The organism is Streptomyces sp. NPDC029216 (assembly GCF_040648015.1).
In the GTDB taxonomy this organism is placed as follows: Bacteria; Actinomycetota; Actinomycetes; order Streptomycetales; family Streptomycetaceae; genus Streptomyces.
Genome location: NZ_JBEZWL010000052.1, coordinates 20,948 through 42,778, shown reverse-complemented (window position 1 = coordinate 42,778; position 21,831 = coordinate 20,948). Strand labels below are relative to the sequence as shown.

Annotated in this window: 17 protein-coding genes; 7 read left to right on the top strand and 10 right to left on the bottom strand. The window is 73.8% G+C overall.

Annotated features, from left to right (window positions below; genetic code table 11):
- The first annotated feature begins 25 nt into the window (after window positions 1-25).
- Together npdG and AB0F18_RS19970 are read left to right on the top strand one after the other, a co-directional pair.
- Window positions 26-730, top strand: coding sequence for an NADPH-dependent F420 reductase (npdG, locus tag AB0F18_RS19975; protein WP_362062397.1), 705 nt, complete (start codon window positions 26-28; stop codon window positions 728-730).
- A gap of 150 nt (window positions 731-880) precedes the next feature.
- Window positions 881-1,063 carry a hypothetical protein gene (locus AB0F18_RS19970; protein WP_362062394.1) on the top strand — a complete coding sequence of 61 codons (183 nt, stop codon included), beginning with the start codon at window positions 881-883 and terminating at the stop codon, window positions 1,061-1,063.
- Window positions 1,064-1,071: 8 nt separating this feature from the next.
- Here AB0F18_RS19970 and AB0F18_RS19965 read toward each other — a convergent pair whose 3' ends face one another.
- On the bottom strand, window positions 1,072-1,872 hold the full coding sequence (locus AB0F18_RS19965; protein WP_362062391.1) for a site-2 protease family protein: 801 nt from the start codon (window positions 1,870-1,872) through the stop codon (window positions 1,072-1,074).
- Between the two features lie 62 nt (window positions 1,873-1,934).
- Between AB0F18_RS19965 and AB0F18_RS19960 the strand changes: the two genes are divergently transcribed.
- Window positions 1,935-5,312, top strand: a complete 3,378-nt coding sequence (locus tag AB0F18_RS19960) for a BTAD domain-containing putative transcriptional regulator (RefSeq protein ID WP_362062389.1) — start codon at window positions 1,935-1,937, stop codon at window positions 5,310-5,312.
- A 61-nt stretch (window positions 5,313-5,373) separates the two neighbouring features.
- Here AB0F18_RS19960 and AB0F18_RS19955 read toward each other — a convergent pair whose 3' ends face one another.
- From AB0F18_RS19955 to panB, 3 genes are all read right to left on the bottom strand, one after another.
- The gene (locus AB0F18_RS19955; RefSeq protein ID WP_362062386.1) at window positions 5,374-6,216 is read right to left on the bottom strand and encodes an ABC transporter permease; all 843 of its coding nucleotides are present in this window, start codon (window positions 6,214-6,216) and stop codon (window positions 5,374-5,376) included.
- Window positions 6,213-7,235, bottom strand: a complete 1,023-nt coding sequence (locus tag AB0F18_RS19950) for an ATP-binding cassette domain-containing protein (protein ID WP_362062424.1) — start codon at window positions 7,233-7,235, stop codon at window positions 6,213-6,215. Before AB0F18_RS19950 ends, AB0F18_RS19955 begins: the two co-directional genes overlap by 4 nt.
- 131 nt (window positions 7,236-7,366) lie before the next feature.
- Window positions 7,367-8,227 (bottom strand): 3-methyl-2-oxobutanoate hydroxymethyltransferase, encoded by an 861-nt coding sequence (panB, locus tag AB0F18_RS19945; protein ID WP_362062383.1) that lies wholly within the window; start codon window positions 8,225-8,227, stop codon window positions 7,367-7,369.
- A gap of 306 nt (window positions 8,228-8,533) precedes the next feature.
- On the opposite strand from panB, the gene AB0F18_RS19940 reads away from it, so the two are divergent.
- A complete protein-coding gene (locus AB0F18_RS19940; RefSeq protein ID WP_362062380.1) occupies window positions 8,534-9,583 on the top strand; it encodes an endonuclease/exonuclease/phosphatase family protein in 1,050 nt (349 codons plus the stop codon).
- Window positions 9,584-9,688: 105 nt separating this feature from the next.
- On the opposite strand, the gene AB0F18_RS19935 is transcribed toward AB0F18_RS19940, so the two are convergent.
- Complete coding sequence (locus tag AB0F18_RS19935) at window positions 9,689-11,443, bottom strand: NAD+ synthase (RefSeq protein WP_362062377.1); 1,755 nt, start codon at window positions 11,441-11,443, stop codon at window positions 9,689-9,691.
- Between the two features lie 68 nt (window positions 11,444-11,511).
- Window positions 11,512-13,377, bottom strand: a complete 1,866-nt coding sequence (locus AB0F18_RS19930) for a hypothetical protein (protein ID WP_362062374.1) — start codon at window positions 13,375-13,377, stop codon at window positions 11,512-11,514.
- A 276-nt stretch (window positions 13,378-13,653) separates the two neighbouring features.
- On the opposite strand from AB0F18_RS19930, the gene AB0F18_RS19925 reads away from it, so the two are divergent.
- The gene (locus tag AB0F18_RS19925; protein WP_362062371.1) at window positions 13,654-14,379 is read left to right on the top strand and encodes a DUF998 domain-containing protein; all 726 of its coding nucleotides are present in this window, start codon (window positions 13,654-13,656) and stop codon (window positions 14,377-14,379) included.
- Window positions 14,376-15,293 (top strand): alpha/beta hydrolase, encoded by a 918-nt coding sequence (locus AB0F18_RS19920; RefSeq protein ID WP_362062368.1) that lies wholly within the window; start codon window positions 14,376-14,378, stop codon window positions 15,291-15,293. Before AB0F18_RS19925 ends, AB0F18_RS19920 begins: the two co-directional genes overlap by 4 nt.
- On the opposite strand, the gene AB0F18_RS19915 is transcribed toward AB0F18_RS19920, so the two are convergent.
- The 3 genes from AB0F18_RS19915 to AB0F18_RS19905 all read right to left on the bottom strand — a co-directional run bounded on the left by AB0F18_RS19915 (window position 15,262) and on the right by AB0F18_RS19905 (window position 16,995).
- Window positions 15,262-15,951 (bottom strand): DUF305 domain-containing protein, encoded by a 690-nt coding sequence (locus AB0F18_RS19915; RefSeq protein ID WP_362062365.1) that lies wholly within the window; start codon window positions 15,949-15,951, stop codon window positions 15,262-15,264. The two genes, AB0F18_RS19920 and AB0F18_RS19915, sit on opposite strands and share 32 nt — an antisense overlap.
- The gene (locus AB0F18_RS19910) at window positions 15,948-16,598 is read right to left on the bottom strand and encodes a DUF3105 domain-containing protein (protein WP_362062362.1); all 651 of its coding nucleotides are present in this window, start codon (window positions 16,596-16,598) and stop codon (window positions 15,948-15,950) included. The genes AB0F18_RS19915 and AB0F18_RS19910 overlap by 4 nt, the downstream gene beginning before the upstream one ends.
- 70 nt (window positions 16,599-16,668) lie before the next feature.
- A complete protein-coding gene (locus AB0F18_RS19905; RefSeq protein ID WP_362062359.1) occupies window positions 16,669-16,995 on the bottom strand; it encodes a hypothetical protein in 327 nt (108 codons plus the stop codon).
- 238 nt (window positions 16,996-17,233) lie between these two features.
- Between AB0F18_RS19905 and AB0F18_RS19900 the strand changes: the two genes are divergently transcribed.
- Entirely contained in the window at window positions 17,234-18,595 is a 1,362-nt protein-coding gene (locus AB0F18_RS19900) for a glutamine synthetase family protein (RefSeq protein ID WP_344153501.1), read from the top strand.
- A 57-nt stretch (window positions 18,596-18,652) separates the two neighbouring features.
- On the opposite strand, the gene AB0F18_RS19895 is transcribed toward AB0F18_RS19900, so the two are convergent.
- Complete coding sequence (locus AB0F18_RS19895; protein ID WP_362062356.1) at window positions 18,653-21,820, bottom strand: tetratricopeptide repeat protein; 3,168 nt, start codon at window positions 21,818-21,820, stop codon at window positions 18,653-18,655.
- Window positions 21,821-21,831 lie beyond the last annotated feature (11 nt).

The window sequence follows — 21,831 nt, the reverse complement described above, 5'->3', positions numbered from 1 at the left end:
GGTACTCGGCAGTACGCTCGCCCCCATGACTTCCTCAGACAGCACGCAGAAGCCGCCGGCCAAGGACCCCTGGGACCTCCCCGACGTCTCCGGCCTGGTCGTCGGCGTCCTCGGCGGCACCGGCGACCAGGGCCGCGGCCTCGCCTACCGGCTCGCCCGCGCGGGCCAGAAGGTGATCATCGGCTCCCGCGCCGCCGACCGCGCCGAGACCGCCGCCGCGGAACTCGGCCTCGGCGTCGAGGGCGCCGACAACGCCGAATGCGCCCGCCGCAGCGACATCGTCATCATCGCGGTGCCGTGGGAGGGCCACGCCAAGACCCTGGAAGCCCTGCGCGAGGACCTCGCGGGCAAGCTCGTCGTGGACTGCGTCAACCCCCTCGGCTTCGACAAGCAGGGCGCCTACGCCCTCCAGGTCGAAGAGGGCAGCGCCGCCCAGCAGGCCGCCGCCCTGCTCCCCGGCTCCCGGGTCACCGCGGCCTTCCACCACCTCTCCGCGGTCCTCCTCCAGGACACCTCGGTCGAGGAGATCGACACCGACGTCATGGTCCTCGGCGAATCCCGCGCCGACACCGACCTGGTCCAGGCCCTCGCGGCCCGCATCCCCGGCATGCGCGGCGTCTTCGCGGGCCGCCTGCGCAACGCCCACCAGGTCGAGGCGATGGTCGCCAACCTCATCTCCACGAACCGCCGCTACAAGGCCCACGCCGGCCTGCGCCTCACAGACGTCTGACCCCACCACCCCGGGCCCCCGCCCCACGGCCGCGGGGCCCGGGGGCGCGGATCTCCTTCCCGCGCGATCGGCGGAAAAACGAGCCCCCGCGGGGATGGGGGACACTGGTGGGGCTCGACCCCGTTCCGTGTTGCCGAGGAGCTGTTCCGGATGCCCCGCCTTGCCGTGTTCGCCGTTGTCGTCTGCGTCCTTGCCGTGGCCGCCGCCGTGGTCGCCTTCGTGGAGGGCAGCTTCCTCGGGATCGTGTGGGTGCTGCTGGCCGGCGTGACGTCCAACATGGCCTGGTTCTACGTGCGCAAGGCCAAGGCGGAGAAGCAGCGCGGCGCCGCCTAGCCGGGCGGTCAGTCGGCCGGGACCGCGCAGAAACCGTCCTGGTCGAGCCAGAAGCGGTACAGGTCGTGGCCGCAGTACGTCTCCAGGTCCGAGACGCCCAGCGCGCGCAGGACGCCCCGTACCGCGTCGAAGAACACGCCGTTGATCTCGGGGATCCACAGCAGTGCGAAGACCCCGATCAGCGCGAACGGCGCCAGCGGCGCGAGCTCGCGGCGGGCGCGGTGCGACAGCCAGGGCTCTATGACCCCGTAGCCGTCCAGACCCGGGACCGGCAGGAAGTTCAGGATCGCCGCCGAGACCTGCAGCAGCGCCAGGAAGGCCAGCGCGAAGCGGAACGTCCACGGGACCCCGTCGAGGGCGTCCAGCCAGAACGGCGCCGTGCACACGACGGCGAAGGCCACGTTCGTCAGCGGGCCCGCCGCCGAGACCAGGCTGTGCCGCCAGCGGCCCCGGATCCGGTCGCGCTCGATGTACACGGCCCCGCCGGGCAGGCCGAGCCCGCCCAGGATCACGAACACCACCGGCAGCACGATGCTGAGCAGCGCGTGCGTGTACTTCAGCGGGTTCAGGGTGAGGTAGCCCTTGGCGCCGACCGTGATGTCACCGCCGTGCAGGGCGGTACGGGCGTGCGCGTACTCGTGCAGACAGAGCGAGACGACCCACGCCGAGGTGACGAAGAGGAACACGGCCAGCCCCGGGCTCGTCGCGTACCCCGTCCACACCGCCCAGCCCGTGACGGCCATGACGGCGACGATGCCGAGGAAAACGGAACTGATACGCCGCTCGTCGCGGCTGCCCTGGTGAACCATGCGGCGAAACCTATCCCGGGCTCCCGGCCCGTGGGCGGCCGGGGGACGGGGACAATGGGCCGGTGCGCTACACGATTCTCGGCACCGCCCAGGCCATCCGCGACGACGGGACCCCCGTCGCCGTCGGCGGAGCGCGCCTGCGCGCGCTGCTGACCGCGCTCGCGCTGCGGCCGGGCCGGACGGTGCCGGTGGCGCTGCTGGTCGCCGAGGTGTGGGACACCGATCCGCCGGCCGACGCCGTCGCCGCGCTCCAGGCGCTGGTGGCCCGGCTGCGGCGGGCGCTGGGGCACGCGGCCGTGCGCTCCGCGGAGGGCGGCTACCGGCTGGAGGCGGAGCGGGACGAGGTCGACCTGTACCGCTTCGAACGGCTCGTCCGCGCCGCCGCGGCCGCCCCGGACCCCGCCGGAGCGGCGGCCCTGTACGACGAGGCGCTCGCGCTGTGGCGGGGCCCCGCGCTGGCCTCCCTCCCCGACCCGGCGGCCGAGTCCGCGCGCTGGGAGGCCGTACGGATGGACGCGCGGCGGGGCCGGCTGGGCGCGGCGCTGGCGCTGGGCGAAGCGGAACAGGCCCTGCCGGAGCTCACCGAACTGTGTGCCCGCCGCCCCCTGGACGAGCTCCTGCAGGCCCTCCGCATCCGGGCCCTCCGCGACGTGGGCCGCCCCGCGGAGGCGCTGGCCGCCTACGAAACGGTCCGCCGGGACCTGTCCTCCCGCCTGGGCACGGACCCGGGCCCGGCCCTCCGCACCCTCCACACGGAACTCCTCTCGGGCACCCCCGCCACCCCGCCGACCCCAGCCGCCGCCGCGCCGGCCCAACCCGCCCCGGCCCACCCCCCGGCCCCGGCAGGCGCCCACCCGGCGCCCGTCACCCCCGGTCCGGCCTGGCCGGCCCCGGCCCACCCCCCGGCCCCCGCCCCCGGGAACCTGCGGGCGCGGCTGACCACCTTCGTCGGGCGGGAAGAGGACATCCGGGTCATCGGGGGTGATCTCTCGCGGGCGCGGCTCGTCACGCTGCTCGGGCCCGGTGGGGCCGGGAAGACGCGGCTGTCCCAGGAGGCCGCCGAGGCGCACCCCGCGGGCGACTGGCCCGACGGGGTGTGGCTCGTCGAGCTGGCGCCCGTGGACGATCCCGAGGACGTCGCCGAGGCCGCCCTCGCCGCGCTCGGCGCCCGCGAGACCAAGCTGCGCGGTGCCGCCGCCGAGGAACTGCGCGTGCTGACCGACCGGACCGGCGACAACCCCCTCGACCGGCTCGCCGAGCACTGCGCCCGCCGCCGGCTCCTGCTGCTCCTCGACAACTGCGAGCACGTGATCGGGGCCGCCGCCGAGCTCGCCGAGCGGATCCTGACCCAGTGCCCCGGCGTGCGGATCCTCGCCACCAGCCGGGAGCCGCTCGGCGTGCCCGGGGAGTTCCTGCGGCCCGTCGAACCGCTGCCCGACCCCGTCGCGCTGCGGCTGCTCGACGACCGCGGGTCCGCCGCCCGGCCCGGGTTCCGGGTCGCCGACGACCCGGAGGCGGCCGCCGAGATCTGCCGCCGGCTGGACGGACTGCCCCTGGCCATCGAGCTGGCCGCCGCCCGGCTGCGGCTCCTCACCCCCCGGCAGATCGCCGACCGGCTCGACGACCGCTTCCGCCTCCTCACCGGCGGCGCGCGGACCGTGCTGCCCCGCCAGCAGACCCTGCGCGCCGTCGTCGACTGGTCCTGGGACCTGCTGGACGAACCGGAACGGGCCGTGCTGCGCCGGCTGTCCGTTTTCGCGGGCGGCTGCGACCTGGAGGCCGCGGAGGCCGTCTGCGGCGACGGCAGCGCCCTCGACGTCGCCGACGTCATGGCCGCCCTCGTCGACAAGTCCCTCGTCGTCGCCGCCCCCGGCCCGGCCGGCGACATGCGCTACCGGCTCCTGGAGACCGTCGGCGAGTACGCCGCCGAGCGCCTGGCCGACGCAGGCGCCGGACGGGACCGGGAGGAGACCGAGCAGCGCCACCTCGTCCACTACCGCGAACTCGCCCGCACCACCGAGCCCCGCCTGCGCGGCCACGGCCAGCGCGCCGCCGCCGACCGGATCGCCACCGAGTACGAGAACCTCCGTACCGCCCTGCGCCGGGCCGTCGCCACCCGCGACGCCGGCGAAGCCCTGTGTCTGGTCCACGCCCTGGGCTGGTACTGGCACATGCAGGACCTGCGCGCCGAGATCCGGCACTGGACCGACGCCGTCGCCGCACTCGGCCCCGACCCCTTCGCGCCGCCCCACGTCCCCGCCGAGGCCGTCCACGAGCGGCTCCTCGACTCGCCCCCGCCCTACTCCGGCGAGGTCCTCGCCGAGGCCTGGCGCGCCCTGCACCTGGTGCGCCTCTCCTCCCGCGACCACATGGCCGCCACCTGGGACAGCCAGGAGGTCCGCGCCGAAGTGGAGGGCGTCCTCGCCACCTACCGGCCCGGCCTCCCCCAGACCTGCCGGACGCCGGGCTCCCTGTGGGTCTACGCCGTCATGATCGCGGGAGAGGCCGGGCTGCTGAAGCGGGTCGTCGACGAGACCGTCACCGCGGCCCGTGAGCTCGGCTACCGCTGGGAGCTCGCCTCCGCCCTCCAGCTGCGGGCCAACATCCTCGCCAACCGCGCCGACTGGGCCGGCGACGCCTCCCGCGACGCCGACGAGAGCCTGGCCCTCTTCCGCGAGCTCGGCGACGACTGGGGCTGCGCCGAGGCGCTGTCCGCGCGCGCCGAGTCCCGGGAGAAGAGCGGCGACTACGACCTCGCCTGCCAGGACTACCTCGCGGCCATCGGGTACGCCGAACGGCTGGGCGCCCGGGCGCAGGTGATGGTGATGCGGGTCCGGATGGCCGGTACCTTCATCGAGAACGGCCGGCTGGAGGAGGCCGAGAAGATCCTCGGCGAGATCACCGCCACCGAGCAGCAGTTCGGCAACGAGGCCATGCCCGCCGCCCGCATGTTCTACGCCAACCTCCTCGGCCGCACCGGCCGGATCCCCGAGGCCCGCGCCCAGATCGCGGTCCTGCGCGAGGAGTTCTCCCAGGGGGCGTTCGCCGTCTTCGACGTGTTCCTGCACGCCACGACGGCCTGGCTGGACAACCGGGACGGCCGGTACGAGGACGCGCTGGACCGGGTCCGCGGCGCCCGGGAGGCCCAGCGCCACCCGCTCGCGACGATGGTCGCCCCCTACCTGCCCGCCCTGTTCCTGGTGACGGCCGCCCTCTCCCTCGCCTCGCTCGGCGGCCGGCAGCGCGCCCACGCCGCGGCGCGGCTGGTCGGCGCCTACCAGGCCCACCTGCCGCCCCGGCACGTCCCGGTCTCCACGGAACGCGAGGACGCCGCCCGCGCCGAGGAACTGGCGCGAGCGGCGCTCGGGGACGAGGCGTACGAGGCCGCACGCGCCGAAGGCGGCGGCCTCACGATGGAGGAGGCCGCCGCCCTCTACTGATCCGCCCCCCGTGCGTGCCGGACCGTCCGGGACGCGATCCGCAACGGTCCGGCCGGCCGGATCAGGTCTTCTGGCGGAACTTGCGCACCGCGAGCGGCATGGCGATCGCGGTGATGGCCACCGACCAGGCCAGGGTGACCCACACCGAGTGGCCCAGCGGGGTCCCGTTGATCAGGCCGCGGGCCGCGTCGGCCAGGTTCGACAGCGGGTTGTACTCCGTGAAGGACTGGAGCCAGCCCGGCATGGTCGTCGGCGGGGCGAAGATCGAGCTGCCGAACTGCAGCGGCATCAGGACCAGCATCGCCATGCCCTGGACGGCCTGGGCGGTCTTCATGGTCAGACCCAGCAGGATGAAGATCCACATCAGGGAGGCGCCGAAGACGGCCGACAGCCCGATGGCCAGGAACAGGTCCACCACCGACTGGACGGACAGGCCGAGCATGAAGCCCACGGTGAGCAGGATCGCGATGGCGACCATCATCCGGCCGAGCTCGACGACGATCTTGGCGATGAGCACCGAGGACCGGGCGATCGGCATGGACCGGAACCGGTCCATCACGCCCTTCTTGAAGTCGTCGTTGACGCCGGTGCCGACGCCCATGGCGATGTTCATGCCCATCATGGCCATCAGGCCGGGGAGCACGTAGTTGACGTACTGCTCCTGGTTGCCCTTGCCGGAGATCGCGCCGCCGAAGACGAACACGAACAGCAGCGTGAAGATGATCGGCATGAACACGGCGTCGAACATCGACTCCGGGTCCTGCTTGATCTGCAGGGCGTTGCGGCGCACCAGGGCGCCGATGTGGCGCAGGTTGCCCCGCAGGCCGATCCGGCCGTCGTCGGACGGGGCCGGTGCCGCGCCGCTCCGGGCGGCCGCGGGCTTGGTGGTGGTGACGGTGCTCATGCCGCGACCTCCTCGGTCTTCTCGGTGGGAACGGAGTCCTCGACCTGGGCGGGCCGCTGTCCGGTGATGGACAGGAACACCTCGTCGAGGCTGGGCAGGTAGGTGCCGAGGTCGGCGATCGCGTACCCGCGGCCGGCCAGCAGGCCGACGACGGCGGTCAGCTGCTCGTCGCTCAGGATCGGGACGAGCAGTACGCCCTCGTCCGGCACGGCCTGGGAGCCGGCCACCCCGTCCAGACCGGCCTCGGACAGGGCGCGGGCCATGTCCGGCAGGTCGGCGGAGGCCACGGGCCGGATCCGCAGGGTGCGGCCGCCGACGCGCGCCTTCAGCTCGTCCACCTTGCCGTTGGCGATGACCTTGCCGCGGTCGATGACCGTCAGCTCGCTCGCGAGCTGCTCGGCCTCCTCCATGTACTGGGTGGTGAGCAGGACGGTCGCGCCCTCGGCGACCATCCGCTGCACCTCGTCCCACACCTCGTTGCGGGTGCGGGGGTCCAGGCCGGTGGTCGGCTCGTCCAGGTACAGGACGGCCGGGCGGCCGATCATCGAGGCGGCCAGGTCGAGCCGGCGGCGCATACCGCCGGAGTAGTGCATCGCGGCCTTCTTCGCGGCCTCGGTGAGCGAGAACCGCTCCAGCAGCTCGTCGGCCCGGGACCGGGCCTCCTTGCGGGACAGGTCCAGCAGCCGGCCGATCATGTAGAGGTTCTCCCAGCCGGAGAGCTTCTCGTCGACCGAGGCGTACTGGCCGGTCAGGCCTATGGTGCGGCGCAGCTGCCGCGGCTGGCGGACCACGTCGTAGCCCGCGACCGTCGCCGTGCCCGCGTCGGGCGTGATCAGGGTGGACAGGCAGCGGACCAGGGTGGTCTTGCCCGCGCCGTTCGGACCGAGGACACCGAGCACGGTGCCCTCGCGGACGAAGAGGTCGACCCCGTCCAGGGCCTTCGTTTCGCCGTAGTGCTTCACCAGCCCCCGCACTTCGACGGCGTGGGGATTCTTGTCGTTTCGCGTCATGTCCACCATGGGACCAGCCGTCACTGACAAAGCTCCGACAGCCGACCGACAGCCGACCGACAGGAAAAGACGGAGGGCCGGCGTCCCGCCGACCCCTGTCGGCGGGACGCCGGCCCCTACGGGATCACCGGCGTGCGGAACTAGTGGAAGGCGTGCTCCGGCTGCGGGAACGTTCCGCCGACCACGTCCTCGGCGAAGGCCTTCGCCGCGTCACCCATCGTCGCGCGCAGGTTCGCGTACTGCTTCACGAACCGCGGCATCTTCCCGCCGGTCAGGCCCATCATGTCGGTCCACACCAGCACCTGCGCGTCGCACTCCGCGCCCGCCCCGATGCCGACGGTCGGGATGTGCAGGGACCGGGTGACCTCGGCGGCCAGCTCGGCCGGGACCAGCTCCAGCACCACCGCGAAGGCACCCGCGTCCTGCGCGGCCTTCGCGTCGCGGAGCAGCTGGTGCGCGGCCTCGTCGCCCCGGCCCTGCACCCGGTAGCCCATGGCGTTCACGGACTGCGGGGTCAGGCCCAGGTGGGACATGACCGGGATGCCGGACTGCACGATCAGCTCGGTCTGGTGCAGCGAGCGCTCGCCGCCCTCCAGCTTCACGGCCCCGACACCGGCCTCCTTCACGAGACGGGTGGCGCTGCGCAGCGCCTGTACGGCGCCTTCCTGGTACGAGCCGAACGGCAGGTCGCCGATGACCAGGGCCCGGCTGGTGCCCCGTACGACGGCCGCCGACAGCAGCGTCATCTCGTCCATCGTCACGGGGACGGTGGTCTCGTAGCCGAGGTGACAGTTGCCCATCGAGTCGCCGACGAGGATGACCGGGATGCCGGCCTCGTCGAACACGGACGCCGTCATGGCGTCGTAGGCGGTGAGCATCGGCCACTTCTCGCCGCGCTCCTTGGCGAGGGTGAGGTCGCGGACGGTGATCCGCCGGGTGCCCGTGCCTCCGTACAGGGTGGGGGAGGCGGCTTCGCGGGCAGGCGAAACGGCATGCGTCATTGCAACTGCTCCTTGTGTCATCTCGAGGCGCCCTCACGGCGTCCCCGGACTCACCCACCATGGTGGCACCCGTCCGGCCGTGGACGGAAGTGGCGCAGCCGAGGCGCGCTGACCGGTCCGTCACACTCCCGGCGCGGCTCCAGGCGCGCAGGAGCCAATGTGCGCGTTTCGTGACAAGCGGAACCCCAGCCGCACGGCCGTTCGTCCTCCCGGTGGTACGGCCGCGAGGACGGCACGGAAGGCTCCCGACATCGCCTAGGGTCAAGGTGCGGGGACGGAGCGCGAGCACGGCAGCGAGGACATGGCATGGCACAGGCGTACATGACGGAGACGGGGAACGGCGGCTCAGAGCCCGGGCCCTCCGGATCCGGTCTGCGACGCCGATGGGCCGAACTGCGCCGCAAACTGGCCGAACTGGGCCGTGATCCGGGCATCTGGAAGCGGGGCGTCGTCACCGCCGGCTGCGCCCTGCTGATCGCGGGCATCATGATCTTCCATGCCGAGCTGCCCAACGACGTCGGCAACCTCGGCAGCCTCACCGAGACCTTCCTGCCGTGGCTGGGCCTGTTCGTGCCGCTGCTGCTGGTCGCCGCGGTGGTCCGCAAGTCCGCCACGGCCCTGATCGCCCTGCTGCTGACGGGCGTGGTCTGGGTGAACCTCTTCGGCGGCCTGGTCAACGACAAGTCGGGCCCCGGCGGCAACCTGATGGTCGCCGCCCACAACGTCGACGCCGACAACCCCGACCCGCGCGGCACGGCCCGGTCGGTCGCCAAGTCCGGGGCCGACGTCCTGGCCCTGACCGAGCTCAAGGCCGACGCCGTCCCGGTCTACGAGGAGGCCCTCGGGGGCGCGTACAAGTACCACGCCGTCGAGGGCACGGTCGGCGTGTGGAGCAAGTACCCGCTGACCTCCAGCAAGCCCGTGGACATCCGGCTGGGCTGGACCCGGGCCATGCGCACCACCGTCGCCGGCCCCTTCGGCGACCTCGGCGTCTACGTCGCCCACCTGCCGTCGGTGCGCGTCAAGCTCAACGCCGGCTTCACCGCCAACCAGCGAGACAACAGCGCCGACGCGCTGGGCGCGGCCCTCGCCGCCGAGCCGCTGAAGAACGTCGTCCTGCTCGGCGACCTCAACGGCACGATGAACGACCGCTCCCTGTCCGAGGTCACCTCGCAGATGCGCTCCACCCAGGGCGCGGCCGGCAACGGCTTCGGCTTCAGCTGGCCCGCCCAGTTCCCGATGGCCCGCATCGACCAGATCATGGTCCGCGGGGTGAAGCCGGAGGCCTCCTGGACCCTCCCGCGCACCGGCAGCGACCACCTCCCGGTGGCGGCGCGCCTCACGGTGCGCAAGTAGCCGGTCCGGACGCGACGAAGGGGGCCCCGCCGGCGCGGCGGGGCCCCCTTCCGTCACGTCCCGGGCCCTCTACGGGTGCCCGGGGCCTTGCGGGTGCCCGGAGCCCTACGGGTGCTCGCGCCAGCCGTTGGTGATCGGCAGCCGGCGGTCCTTGCCGAAGCCCTTCGCGGAGATCTTCGTACCCGGCGGGTACTGGCGGCGCTTGTACTCGGCCGTGTCGACCATCCGGATGGTCTTCGCCACCAGCGCGCGGTCGAAGCCGGCCGCCACGATCGCCTCCAGCCCCTGGTCGCGGTCCACGTACAGCTCCAGGATCGCGTCGAGGACCGGGTAGTCCGGCAGCGAGTCCGTGTCCACCTGACCCGGGCGCAGCTCGGCGCTCGGCGGCTTCACGATCGAGTTCTCCGGGATCGGCGGGGTCTCGCCCCGCTCGGCCGCGGCCCGGTTGCGGTAGCGGGCGAGCCGGAAGACGTCCGTCTTGTACACGTCCTTGATCGGCCCGTACGCGCCGACGGAGTCCCCGTAGAGGGTGGAGTAGCCGACGGCCAGCTCCGACTTGTTGCCCGGGGCCAGCACGATGTGCCCCTCCTGGTTGGACAGCGCCATCAGCAGGGTGCCGCGCAGCCGGGACTGGAGGTTCTCCTCGGCCAGGCCGGTCAGGCCCAGCGCGCCCATGTAGGCGTCGAACATCGGCTCGATCGGGACGGTCCGGAAGTTCAGGCCGGTCCGCTCGGCCAGGTCGGCGGCGTCGCCCCGGGAGTGCTCGGAGGAGTACTTCGAGGGCATCGAGACGCCGTACACGTTCTGCGCGCCGATCGCGTCGCAGGCGACGGCGGCGACGAGCGCGGAGTCGATGCCGCCGGAGAGGCCGATCAGGACGGAGCGGAACCCGTTCTTCTTCACGTACGCGCGCAGCCCCACGACCAGCGCGTCGTAGATCTCCTCGTCGTCGTCGAGGCGGTCGGCGTAGCCGCCGGTCACGACCGGCTCGTACGGCTCCACCGGCTCCTCGGACAGGATCACGCGGTCGATGCGCAGGCCGTCGTCCACGACCCCCTCGGGGGCGTCGGGCCGGGCGGCCGGCAGGTCCAGGTCCACCAGCACGCAGCCCTCGGAGAACTGCGGGGCCCGGGCGACGACCTCGCCGGCGGCGTCCACGACGATCGAGTCGCCGTCGAAGACCAGCTCGTCCTGGCCGCCGATCATCGCCAGGTAGGCGAGGGTGCAGCCGGCCTCCTGGGCGCGCTTGCGCACCAGCTCCAGGCGGGCGTCGTCCTTGTTGCGCTCGTACGGGGAGGCGTTGATCGAGATCAGCAGCCCGGCGCCGGCGGAGCGGGTGGCCGGGACGCGGCCGCCCTCCTGCCAGAGGTCCTCGCAGATCGCCAGCGCCACGTCGACGCCGCGCACCCGGATCACCGGCTGGGTGTCGCCCGGCACGAAGTACCGGAACTCGTCGAAGACCCCGTAGTTGGGGAGGTGGTGCTTGGCGAAGCGCAGGACGACCTCCCCGCGGTGCAGGACGGCCGCCGCGTTCTCCGGGGAGCCGGCCGGGCGGCCGAGCCGGGCGGCGGCCCGCTCGGCCCGGTCGAGGTAGCCGACGACCACGGGGAGCTCGCCGAGGCCCTCGTCCGCCAGGCGCCGCGCGAGGTCCACCAGCGCGGTGCGGGAGGCGTCGACGAAGGAACCGCGCAGGGCGAGGTCCTCGACGGGGTACCCGGTCAGTGTCATCTCGGGGAACGCCACGAGGTGGGCGCCCTGCTCGGCGGAGTGCCGGGTCCAGTGCACGACCGAGTCGGTGTTGGCGGCGATGTTGCCGACGTGCGAGTCGATCTGATTCAGCGCGAGGCGAAGTTGAGGCACGGGCCCAGTGTAATCGTCTTTCTGACGCGATGTCCTGGGCCCGGGCCGTTTCGCCGTCCGTGCGCGCCCTATCGGATGGCGCCGCTGAACTTCGCGGCGGGCATCAGGATGCCGGGGGAGAGCTCGGCGCTGATGCTCTTCGTCCCCTCGGGGACCTCGAAGGCGGCGACGCCGGTCGCGGACTCGCCGGGCTGGATCACGCCCTCGATCCGCTTCGGGGTCTCGCCGTCGAAGACGAGCTTGGCGGAGCCGCCCTTGTCGTCCTTCACGGCGGGCATGGCGTAGATGACCTTGTGGGGCTTGCCGGTGTTGTTGGTGATGGTGAACGACACCTCCACCGCGTTGCCCACGTCCATCCAGTCGGCCTTGCTGACGTACTTGCGCGGCGGCGCCAGGCTCACCTTGAGGCCGTCGGGGTAGGCGACGGTCTGCCCGAAGGGGACGGGCGTGGCGAAGCCGGGGCCCTGCTCGGCGGTCTTGGGCGGCTTCGGCAGCTTCGGGAGGGTGGGGAAGGGGGACGGCTCGTCCTCCCAGTCCTCCGGGTCCTCGCCCCACTCCGGGTCGTTCATCCGCTCGTGGGCGATCCGGTCGTGGGCCTTGTCGAGGATGGCGGTGGTGAGGAACCAGCCGCCGACGGAGGCGCCGAGTCCGACGATCCCGAGGACGACGCCGACCACGGACATCGCCTTGCGCCCCGCGCCGGTCCGCGCACGGGCCAGGGCGCCGCCGGAGATCCCGAGGCCGGTGAGGGCGAGGAGGGCTCCGAGCCAGAAGAGGAACGGGATGCCGCCGAGCAGCACGGAGAGGATCCCGAGGACGAGCCCGGCGACGGCCAGACCGTTGGTACGCGGGGCGGTGGGGTAGTACCCGGCCACCCCGGGCTGACCCGGGTACCCGGGGTACCCGGGATACCCGGGATACCCGCCCGGCCCGGCCTGGCCGGGGTACCCGGGCTGCCCACCCGGCCCGGGCTGCGCCCACGGGCCACCGCCGGGCGGCCCCCAGGGGTTCCCGGGGGCCCCGTGCGCGACCCCGGGCGGCGGGGTGAACTGCCCGGGGGCGGGCGTAGCCCACGGGTTGACCTCCGGCGGCGCCGACTGCGCCGGTCCAGCCGCCGCGGGGGCGGCCGGGGCGGCGGGCGCGCCGACCGGCGCCATCGGCGTGGTCTCGTGCGCGGCCGCGGGCTTGTCGAGGGACAGCCGGGCGGTCTCGGGGGCTTCGCCGGGGCCGTCCGTCGGAGCGGGTGCGGCTGCCTCCGTCGAGGGCGCCGCACCCGGCGGGGTCGTGCCGAGGGGCTGCCAGTCGCCGCCGGCCGGGATCGTCGCCGTGAGCTCTTCCCCTGCCGGGGCGGGCTTGTCCAGCGACAGCCGTACGGTCTCGGCGGCGGGCCCCGATTCCGCGGGGGCAGGCTCGGCCGCAGCGGCGGGCTTCTCCGGCGACGGCCGGCCCTCCGGCGCCTCCGACGCGGCCGGGGCGGTCGGCTTGTCCAGGGACAGCCGGGCGGTCTCGTCCTCCGGTGCAGCCGGCGGGGTCGTGCCGAGGGGCTGCCAGTCGCCGCCGGCCGGGATCGTCGCCGCGAGCTCTTCCCCTGCCGGGGCGGGCTTGTCCAGCGACAGCCGTACGGTCTCGGCGGCGGGCCCCGATTCCGCGGGGGCAGGCTCGGTCGCAGCGGCGGGCTCCTCCGGCGACGGCCGGCCCTCCGGCGCCTCCGCCGGGGTCGGTACGGCCTGCGGCGTGGGCTCCTCCGCCGGGGGCGGGGTCGCCGGGGACTCCGGCCGGGCCGGGTCGGCCGCCGCGGGGGGCTGCTCCGGTGACGGAGCCGTGGGTTCCGGTGGTGTTGCGCCGGTCGGTGCCGGACCCTCGGGTATCGGCGTGCCCGCGGGCTCGGTCGGCTGACCGGACGGGCTGGCGGGCGGGGTCGGCGGCGTACTCATACCTGGCGGCGTCCTTGCGAAGTGTGGCGTACGGAGATGCGGGCAGCCTGCCATGGCCGACCGCCCCCTCCAACCGCATTGGCCCCCCGGCCGCCCCGCAGCGGAGGAAATCGGCCGAACTGTCGGAATCCCGCCGGGCCGGCGGGGAACGCCGCCGGCCGCCGCCTCGTTCTCCCCCGTGAGGGACTCCGCCGGACGGCCCCCGCCGACCGCCGCCTGCCGCGCCGCGTGGAGCGCTGCGCGCCGCCGCCGGATCTGCTGAGGATCATTCACACCATGGGTACACAAGCCGACCCCGCCCCCGCCGCCGGCCACGGGAACGGTCCGGGCAGCGGGTCCGTCGCCGGACTCGTGGGCCTCGGCGCGGCCGCCTACACCGCGTGGGTGCTCGAAGTCGTGCTCTCCACGGGCCTCAACCCCGTCGAGACGTACGTCAGCGAGCTCGCCGCCCAGGACCAGCCCCTCGGCGGCCTCTTCCGGGCCACCGACTTCACCGCCGGCCTGCTCGTCTTCCTCGGCGGGCTCCTCGCCCTGCTACGCCTCCTCCGGTACGCCGACGCCCGCCGCCCCTGGGCGGTCGCCGGCTGGGCCGGCGTCACCCTCTTCGGCGCGGCCACCGCCGCCGACGCCTGGCTCCCGCTCAGCTGCCGGCCGACCGCCGACCCCGAGTGCGCCGCCCGCGAGACCGCCGGCCTGGTACCGGCCACCCACCAGGCACACGCCGTCAGCAGCAGCCTCGCCATGACCGGCGCCCTCGTCGGCATCGTGGCCCTCACCGTCGCCGCCCGCCGCTACGGCCGCCTCGCCCCGCTCGCCCGCTACGGACCCGCCCTCGTCGTACTGGAACTCCTCGCCACCGCCTGGACCCTGACCGCCATCACCCTGTTCACCGCCGGGCACGGCACCTGGGCCCTGGGCGCCGGCCAGCGGCTCCAGGTCCTGCTGGTGGCGCTCTGGCTGGGCCTGCTGGCGTACTCCGTCCACCGGGAGCGCCGCACATGACGCGGCAGCCCGACCCACCGGGCCGCTTCCTCCGGGTCGACGGCGTCGCCCTCCACACCGTCGTGGAGGGCCAGGGCCCACCCGTCGTGCTGAGCGCCGGCCTCGCCATGGCCTGGTTCGACTGGGACGAGGTCGCCGCGCTGCTCGTGGCCGCCGGCCGGACCGTCATCCGCTTCGACCGCCCCGGCCACGGCCTCAGCGGCCCGGCCACCGCCCCGCCGACCGCCGCCGGCGAGGCCCGCCGCATCGCCGGCCTGCTCGACGCCCTCGGCGTCACCGACCCGGTCACCGTCGTCGGGCACTCCCTCGCCGGCTTCCACGCCGAGGCCTTCGCCCGCCTGTACCCCGGCCGCACCGCCGCCCTGGTCCTGGTCGACTCCAGCGTCGAGGAGACCCCCCGTACGCTCCTGCCCGCCGCGCTGCGCACCGGCGCCGCCCGCGCGCTCGGCCGGGCCCTCACCGCGGCGGGCCTCCCCGCCGCGCTGGGACCGGCCGCCCGGCGGGCCGCCGTACGGGCCTCCCGGGCCGGCCGCCGGGCCGCCGACCCGGCCGCACCGGACCTCGTACGCCGCTGCTACCGCACCGGCCGGGTCTGGCGGGGCATCCTGCTGGAGAACTCCCGCTACCCGGACACCGCCGCCGAGCTGCTCGCCCTGCGGGCCCGCCACCCCCTGCCGGCCCCCGCCACCGTCCTCGTCGGGCACGACGGCGCCCGCGGCCGGGCGGCCCGGCGCTGGCTCGCCCGCCAGGCGGCCCTGGCCGACCGGCTCGGAGCCCGCTTCGAGGTGGCCGAGCCGGCGGGCCACCTGGTCATGCTGGACCGCCCGCACCAGGTGGCGCGGGCGGTCCGGCACGCGGTGGCCCCGCTCCCGCCGGGCCGCCTCACCCGCGCGGTGCGGCCCCCCGCTGCCTGAGCATGTCCGTCATCAGGGTGAGCTCCGACTGCTGCGCCTCGACCATGCCCTGGGCCAGCTTCCGCTCCACCGGGGTCCGGCACTGCTTGGCGCAGCCCTGGGCCATGGCGACGCCGCCCTTGTGGTGGTCGGTCATCAGCTGGAGGTAGAGCACCTCCGCGTCCCGGCCGCTGCTGCCGCCGAGCCGGTCGAGCTCCTCCTTGGTGGCCATGCCGGGCATGAGCGCGCCGGGCTTCGCGGCGTGCCCCTCGTGGCCCGCATGCCCGCCGCCCTCCTGTGAGGACTCCATCCACGACATCGGCGGCTCGTCGGCCACCACCTTCGGCAGCCCCCACAGGTCCAGCCAGCCCAGCAGCATGCCGCGCTGGTTGGCCTGCGTGTTGGCGATGTCGTACGCGAGCCCGCGCACCGGCTCGTCCTGCGTGCGGTCGCGGACGATGAAGGACATCTCCACCGCCTGCTGGTGGTGCACCGCCATGTCCCGGGCGAAGCCCGCGTCGGGCGAGTACAGCGCCGGGGTCCGCGGGGCGGCGGAGCCCCCGTCCCCGTCCTGTGAGCCGTCGGCCGTGGCGAAGGCGGCGCCCGCCGCGAACAGCGCCGCCAGCACCACCGCCGTGCCCGCCGCCCAGTACGTGCGGTTCGTACGGCTGCCGGTCACTTCTCGCCCAGACCGTTGGTGCAGGCCGCGCCCGGCTCGGGGGTCTGCGGGCCCTGCACGTACTTGGTGAAGAACTGCGCCACCCGCGGGTCGTCCGCCTTGTCGACCGTCAGCTGCTTGCCCCAGGCGCTGAGCATGATCGTGCCCGTCTGCTCCTTGTCGGGGCTCATCAGCGTGTAGGGGGTCTTGCCCACCTTCCCGGCGAGCGCGTCGACGTCGGCCTTGTCGGCCTTCTCGTTGTACGTCACCCAGACCGCGCCGTGCTCCAGCGAGTGCACGGCGTTCACCTCGGGGATCGCGTTCTTGTAGACGTCGCCGTTGCAGTTCATCCAGCGGGGGTGGTGGTCCCCGCCGACCGGCGGGTTCATCTCGTACTTGACCGGGGTCTCGACGTGGTTGCGGCCGAGCTTCTTCGCGTCCCAGGTCTGCTCGCCGTTGACCGGCGCCTTGCGGGCCGCCTCCGCGTCCCGGTCCTTCTGCTTCTGGTCCATGATCACCCACGCGCCGAAGCCGATGAGCCCGGCGACGACCGCCGTGGAGACGCTGATCGCGATGATCTTGTTGCGCCGGTCGCGCGCCTTCTCTGCGCGGCGCATCTCGGCTATGCGGTTCTGGCGGGAGTTCTGGTCGGACGTCCTGCTGGCCATGTGCCCTGGTTCCTTCTGCTGAGGGGGGTGTGGGGTGGTGCCGGTGGTGTCGTGTACCGCGCCGGGTCCGTCAGGTCCGCAGCACTTGCAGGGCGTGGAGGTCGGGGGCGCGCGCGAGGGTCCCCGGCGGCCGTACCGGGCCCGGGGCCGCCGGCCGGGCGGAGGGCGCCGGCCCGGGCCGCGCCGCGGTGACGGCGGGCGGCGGGGCGGGCAGCACGGCCGGGGTCGCATGGGAGTGGGGGGAGCAGCCCGGCAGGTCGTACGGGGACACGCAGGCGGCGTGCGGGCCGTGCGCGGCGTACACCCGTACGGGCCCTTCTCCGCTCGGCGCGGCCGCCCCGGTCCGTACGCACAGGAAGCCCACCCCGGCCACCACGCCGAGGGCGAGCATCAGCATGAGGACGCCGCGACGGGCGTGACGCCCGTGACGCCCGCTCCGCGTGTGCTCCCAGCCCCCCATGGCCGGAGATGGTAATGCTCATGACGGGCCCGAGGTCGGAGCGGGGGTGCCATCGGCTTTGGGGGGTGCGTAATGTGGCGGAAACCACCACTAGAGATACTGGACGGACCCGGCTGTGCCCCCGGCCCGCCCGGGTCGGTGGTGCACAGGTCGTCTGAACTGCGAGGATGAAGGCATGGACAAGCAGCAGGAATTCGTCCTCCGGACGCTCGAGGAGCGCGACATCCGCTTCGTGCGCCTGTGGTTCACCGATGTGCTGGGCTTCCTGAAGTCCGTCGCGGTCGCTCCGGCCGAGCTGGAGCAGGCCTTCGACGAGGGCATCGGCTTCGACGGGTCCGCGATCGAGGGCTTCGCCCGCGTCTACGAGTCCGACATGATCGCCAAGCCGGACCCGGGCACGTTCCAGATACTGCCGTGGCGGGCCGAGGCCCCCGGGACCGCCCGGATGTTCTGCGACATCCTGATGCCGGACGGCTCCCCGTCCTTCGCGGACCCCCGCTACGTCCTCAAGCGCATCCTGGCCAAGACCTCCGACCTGGGCTTCACCTTCTACACCCACCCGGAGATCGAGTTCTTCCTGCTGAAGGACAAGCCGCTGGACGGCACCCGTCCCGTCCCGGCGGACAACTCCGGCTATTTCGACCACACTCCGCAGAACGTCGGCATGGACTTCCGCCGCCAGGCGATCACCATGCTCGAATCCATGGGCATCTCGGTCGAGTTCAGCCACCACGAAGGCGCCCCGGGCCAGCAGGAGATCGACCTCCGCTACGCGGACGCCCTCTCCACGGCCGACAACATCATGACGTTCCGCCTGGTCATGAAGCAGGTCGCGCTCGAACAGGGCGTCCAGGCCACGTTCATGCCGAAGCCCTTCTCCGAGTACCCGGGCTCCGGAATGCACACCCACCTCTCCCTCTTCGAGGGCGACCGCAACGCCTTCTACGAGTCGGGCGCCGAGTACCAGCTCTCGAAGGTCGGCCGCTCCTTCATCGCGGGCCTCCTGAAGCACGCGGCCGAGACCGCCGCGGTCACCAACCAGTGGGTCAACTCCTACAAGCGCATCTGGGGCGGCTCCTCCCGCACCGCCGGCTCGGGCGGCGAGGCCCCCTCGTACATCTGCTGGGGCCACAACAACCGCTCGGCCCTGATCCGTGTCCCGATGTACAAGCCGGGCAAGACGGGTTCCTCCCGGGTCGAGGTCCGCTCGATCGACTCGGGCGCCAACCCCTACCTCACGTACGCCGTCCTCCTGGCGGCGGGCCTCAAGGGCATCGAGGAGGGCTACGAACTCCCGGCGGGCGCCGACGACGACGTCTGGGCCCTCTCCGACGCCGAACGCCGCGCGATGGGCATCGAACCCCTCCCGCAGAACCTCGGCGAGGCCATCTCCCTGATGGAACGCAGCGAACTGGTCGCCGAAACCCTCGGCGAACACGTCTTCGACTTCTTCCTCCGCAACAAGAAGCAGGAGTGGGAGGAATACCGCTCGGAGGTCACCGCCTTCGAACTCCGGAAGAACCTCCCGGTGCTGTAGCCGCGGGATGCTCCGGACTCCGGGCCGGCGGTCGGTGACCGTCGGCCCGGAGTCGTTTCAGCCGCTCGGGTCCCGCTCCAGGGGTGCCCATACGGCCATGGCGTCCCAGGAGCCCGTCGCCTGCGCCATCGCCTCCACCGTCACGGCGCCGGGGCCCACGGCGCTGGTGACCACGAGCACGAGCCCCCCGGACTGCCGGACGAGGTCGAGGAGCGGCTCCGTGGCCTGGGCCGACCAGGTGGCCGCGAGGGTCGGCACGGCCACCTCGCCCCCGCCCGCGAACACCCGGACACGGTTCTCGGGTGAAGGGGACGGCACGCCCTTCCACAAGGGCTGCAGACCGAGGGCGGGGGCGAGGGTGGAGCGGGGGCCGAACATCCCCGCGACCGACCATCTCCCCGACCCGTCCGGCCTGAGCTGGGACCATTCCAGGGACGGGTTGACGAAGAGCGCCGGAACGATCCCCGAGGGATGACGCGGGCTGCGGACGAACCCCGTGAAGGACCTCCAGCTCGAACCGGCGTCACTGGCGAAGGTCATGAGCGCGGACTCGTTCCAGCGCGGGTAGCGGCACGCGCCGAAGTGGAACAGCCGGGCGTCCGCATGGTCGACGTGGTCGTCCACGTGCAGTGCGGGAACCCCGTCACCCAGGGAATACCCACAGCTCAGGCAGTCGCCCGCCCACAGGGACGCCATCAGGACCCGGGTCTCCTCCTCGCCCAGGCGCGCGAGCGCATCGCCGCTGACGGCCAGGGCGGGAAGTCCGCCGGACCCGTCCTCGGCCCGCAGGACGGTCCACTCCGGCTCGGCCCCCCGCTCGGCCGCCAGGGCCCACCAGCGATCGCCGGCCGCGAGATCGCCGTTGAAGTACGCCGAGACGCCCGCCATCAGCGCGCCCGCCCCGTTGCCGAGCAGGGCCTGCCGGCGGGCGTCGTCGTCGGCCTTCGCCGTGTACCGGCTCGCCGCCTCGGGCTGGTCCCGGGCGAGGAGCGCGCCCGCGTAGGACAGGCTCGCGACGGGGAGGTCCCCGTCGGCGGCGACGCGCAGGGCCTCCAGGGCCTCGTCGGAGTTCCACCGGGAGCCCATCCACTCCGAGTAGTAGAGGGCGCTGGCCGCGTCGCCGGCCTCGGTTCCCCGGCGCCAGGCCTCGACGGCCCGCTCCTTGTCGCCGAGCTTCTCCTCGGCCAGGCCCAGGGCGCCGAGGGCCTGGCCCTCGCCCCGCTCGACGGCGGTGGTGAGCCACGCGCGGGCGCGGGTCAGATCGCCGAGCTGCATGTACGTCACGCCCAGGTTGTGCGCGCCCGTGCCGTCACCGGCCTCCGCGGCCAGGGCGAACAGCTCCGCCGCGCCCTCGTGGTCCCCCTCCTCGGCCAGGAGCGCCCCGAGGTTGACCAGCCCGTCGGGATCCCCGGCGTCCGCCAGGGGGCGGAGTACCGCCTTGGCGATCTCGGGGCGGCCGGCGAACCTGGCCGAAGTGGAGACGAGTGCGCGCCGGGTGTCGTCCACGACCCGGACGGCCTCGTCCCAGACGTGGAGCGGCAGGGAGTCGATGCCCGATCTGCGGGCCGCGTCGGACACGAGGTAGTCGAACGGTTTCCGCCGGCCGTGGCCCGCCGGAATGAGCGGGCTCGTGACGCCGAGCACCACGCGGTCGGCCCACTGCCAGGCCTCGGCGAGGGGTTCCGGACGGAGGGCGTGGCCTCCCGCCTTGCTCAGATAGTGCTCGTGGAGGCGTTCGAGGGACTCCGGGGGCAATGCGCGGTCCAGCCCGGTCCGTGCCAGATCAACGGCCGCCGCCACCAGTGCCGCACCGCGTGGATTGGCTCCGGCCCGGGACGCGCTTTTGCACAGGGCCAGGACCTGCGGGCCGGCCGCCAGGTATTCGGCCAGGCCGTAGGCCGTGTCCGCCGCGAGCGCCTGGACGACGCGGGGGTCCGGATGCCCGGCGGCGGACGCGCGCTCCGCCTCGGTCCAGGTCCGCCCCAGCTCGACCCTGCACGCCGCCCGCACGACGCGGGCGGGCGAGCTGGGCAGCCGTGGCCCTGAACCCTCGCTCGTGTCCCGGGAGTTGCCCCGGGAGGGCGCGTAGTGGTCGTAGAACTCCGAGCGCATGGTGGCGAGCACGACGACGTTGCCCTGTTTCAAGGCGCCGAGGAGCTGCGGGGTCAGTCCGTCCGGCCGCAGGTAGGCGTGCAGGTCGTCCAGCCAGACCACGCGGCGGCCGCCGTCGGCGCACGGGTACAGGAAGGAGAGGTCGGCGTCCGGGTCGGGACGGCAGACCAGCCAGTCGGCCAGGTTCCGCTTCATGGCCTCCAGGAGGGCCCGGGTCTTCCCGGCGGCGGAATCGCCGGTGAGGAGGACGAAGCCCCCGACGGGGGCCATGTCCGTGATCAGCTGATCGAGTTCCGTGTCCACTTCACGCGCGATGTGCGCGATGACCTGCGGGAGCCCCGGGCCGGCCTGGACGTGGTGGATGCCGTAGTCGATGGGATCCGCCTCGGATACGGAGATCCATTCCGCGGCCGGGTGGGCCTCCTCGGGGGCCGGTGCCGGCGCGGGTGTCCGGCTGATGGTGGTCAGGCGCGGGCGGATCCCGGTGAACTCCTCCACGGTCCGCTGGAAGGCGGGGTCCTCGGCGAAGACGGAGACGGGTACCGCCTCGACGCGGCTGTGCCCCCACTGCACGGGGTCGCCGCTCACCACCCCGATCAGGTGGTGCCCGGCGAAGACGGCCGCTCCGGACATGCCCTGCCAGGGGGAGCCGCCCGGCGTCCCCGCCCGGCCGGGGGCGGAGTGGATGCTGTCCAGTACGTACCGGTCGCTCATCAGGGACGAGCCGGGTTTGAGCGTACCGACGAGTTGCTCGCTGTCCGCTCCCGCCCGGCTCCTGCGGGCGGCCTGGGGATACCCCACGGCCTCGCAGTCCGGCCAGGGGGTGAGGTCGTGGAGGCGGCCCCACACGACGTCGGCCGGCGGGCATCCCGAAGGGTCGGCGACCAGGTGGGCGTCCGCCGCGAGGAGGGCGGCGTCACAGACGCCGTCGTCCCGCAGCCAGACGACACGGCACGGCTGTGCCCCCGTCCCGCCGGGTACGGCAGCCTGGATCGCCGCTCCTTCGGCCAGCAGGTGCGCCGAAGTCAGCACCAGCCGTGAGCCGATGAGGTAGCCGCTTCCCTGGCGTGCCGACTGGACGATGGCGATCCGCTGTCTGGACCGGGCGCTCATCTCTCGGTACC

Coding starts and splice junctions, on each gene's coding strand:
- AB0F18_RS19920 (WP_362062368.1), top strand. CDS start 14,376: ATGACGCGGCAGCCCGACCCACCGGGCCGCTTCCTCCGGGTCGACGGC.
- AB0F18_RS19925 (WP_362062371.1), top strand. CDS start 13,654: ATGGGTACACAAGCCGACCCCGCCCCCGCCGCCGGCCACGGGAACGGT.
- panB (WP_362062383.1), bottom strand. CDS start 8,227: ATGACGCATGCCGTTTCGCCTGCCCGCGAAGCCGCCTCCCCCACCCTG.
- AB0F18_RS19905 (WP_362062359.1), bottom strand. CDS start 16,995: ATGCTGATGCTCGCCCTCGGCGTGGTGGCCGGGGTGGGCTTCCTGTGC.
- AB0F18_RS19940 (WP_362062380.1), top strand. CDS start 8,534: ATGGCACAGGCGTACATGACGGAGACGGGGAACGGCGGCTCAGAGCCC.
- AB0F18_RS19930 (WP_362062374.1), bottom strand. CDS start 13,377: ATGAGTACGCCGCCGACCCCGCCCGCCAGCCCGTCCGGTCAGCCGACC.
- AB0F18_RS19965 (WP_362062391.1), bottom strand. CDS start 1,872: ATGGTTCACCAGGGCAGCCGCGACGAGCGGCGTATCAGTTCCGTTTTC.
- AB0F18_RS19955 (WP_362062386.1), bottom strand. CDS start 6,216: ATGAGCACCGTCACCACCACCAAGCCCGCGGCCGCCCGGAGCGGCGCG.
- npdG (WP_362062397.1), top strand. CDS start 26: ATGACTTCCTCAGACAGCACGCAGAAGCCGCCGGCCAAGGACCCCTGG.
- AB0F18_RS19950 (WP_362062424.1), bottom strand. CDS start 7,235: ATGGTGGACATGACGCGAAACGACAAGAATCCCCACGCCGTCGAAGTG.
- AB0F18_RS19970 (WP_362062394.1), top strand. CDS start 881: ATGCCCCGCCTTGCCGTGTTCGCCGTTGTCGTCTGCGTCCTTGCCGTG.
- AB0F18_RS19910 (WP_362062362.1), bottom strand. CDS start 16,598: ATGGCCAGCAGGACGTCCGACCAGAACTCCCGCCAGAACCGCATAGCC.
- AB0F18_RS19900 (WP_344153501.1), top strand. CDS start 17,234: ATGGACAAGCAGCAGGAATTCGTCCTCCGGACGCTCGAGGAGCGCGAC.
- AB0F18_RS19895 (WP_362062356.1), bottom strand. CDS start 21,820: ATGAGCGCCCGGTCCAGACAGCGGATCGCCATCGTCCAGTCGGCACGC.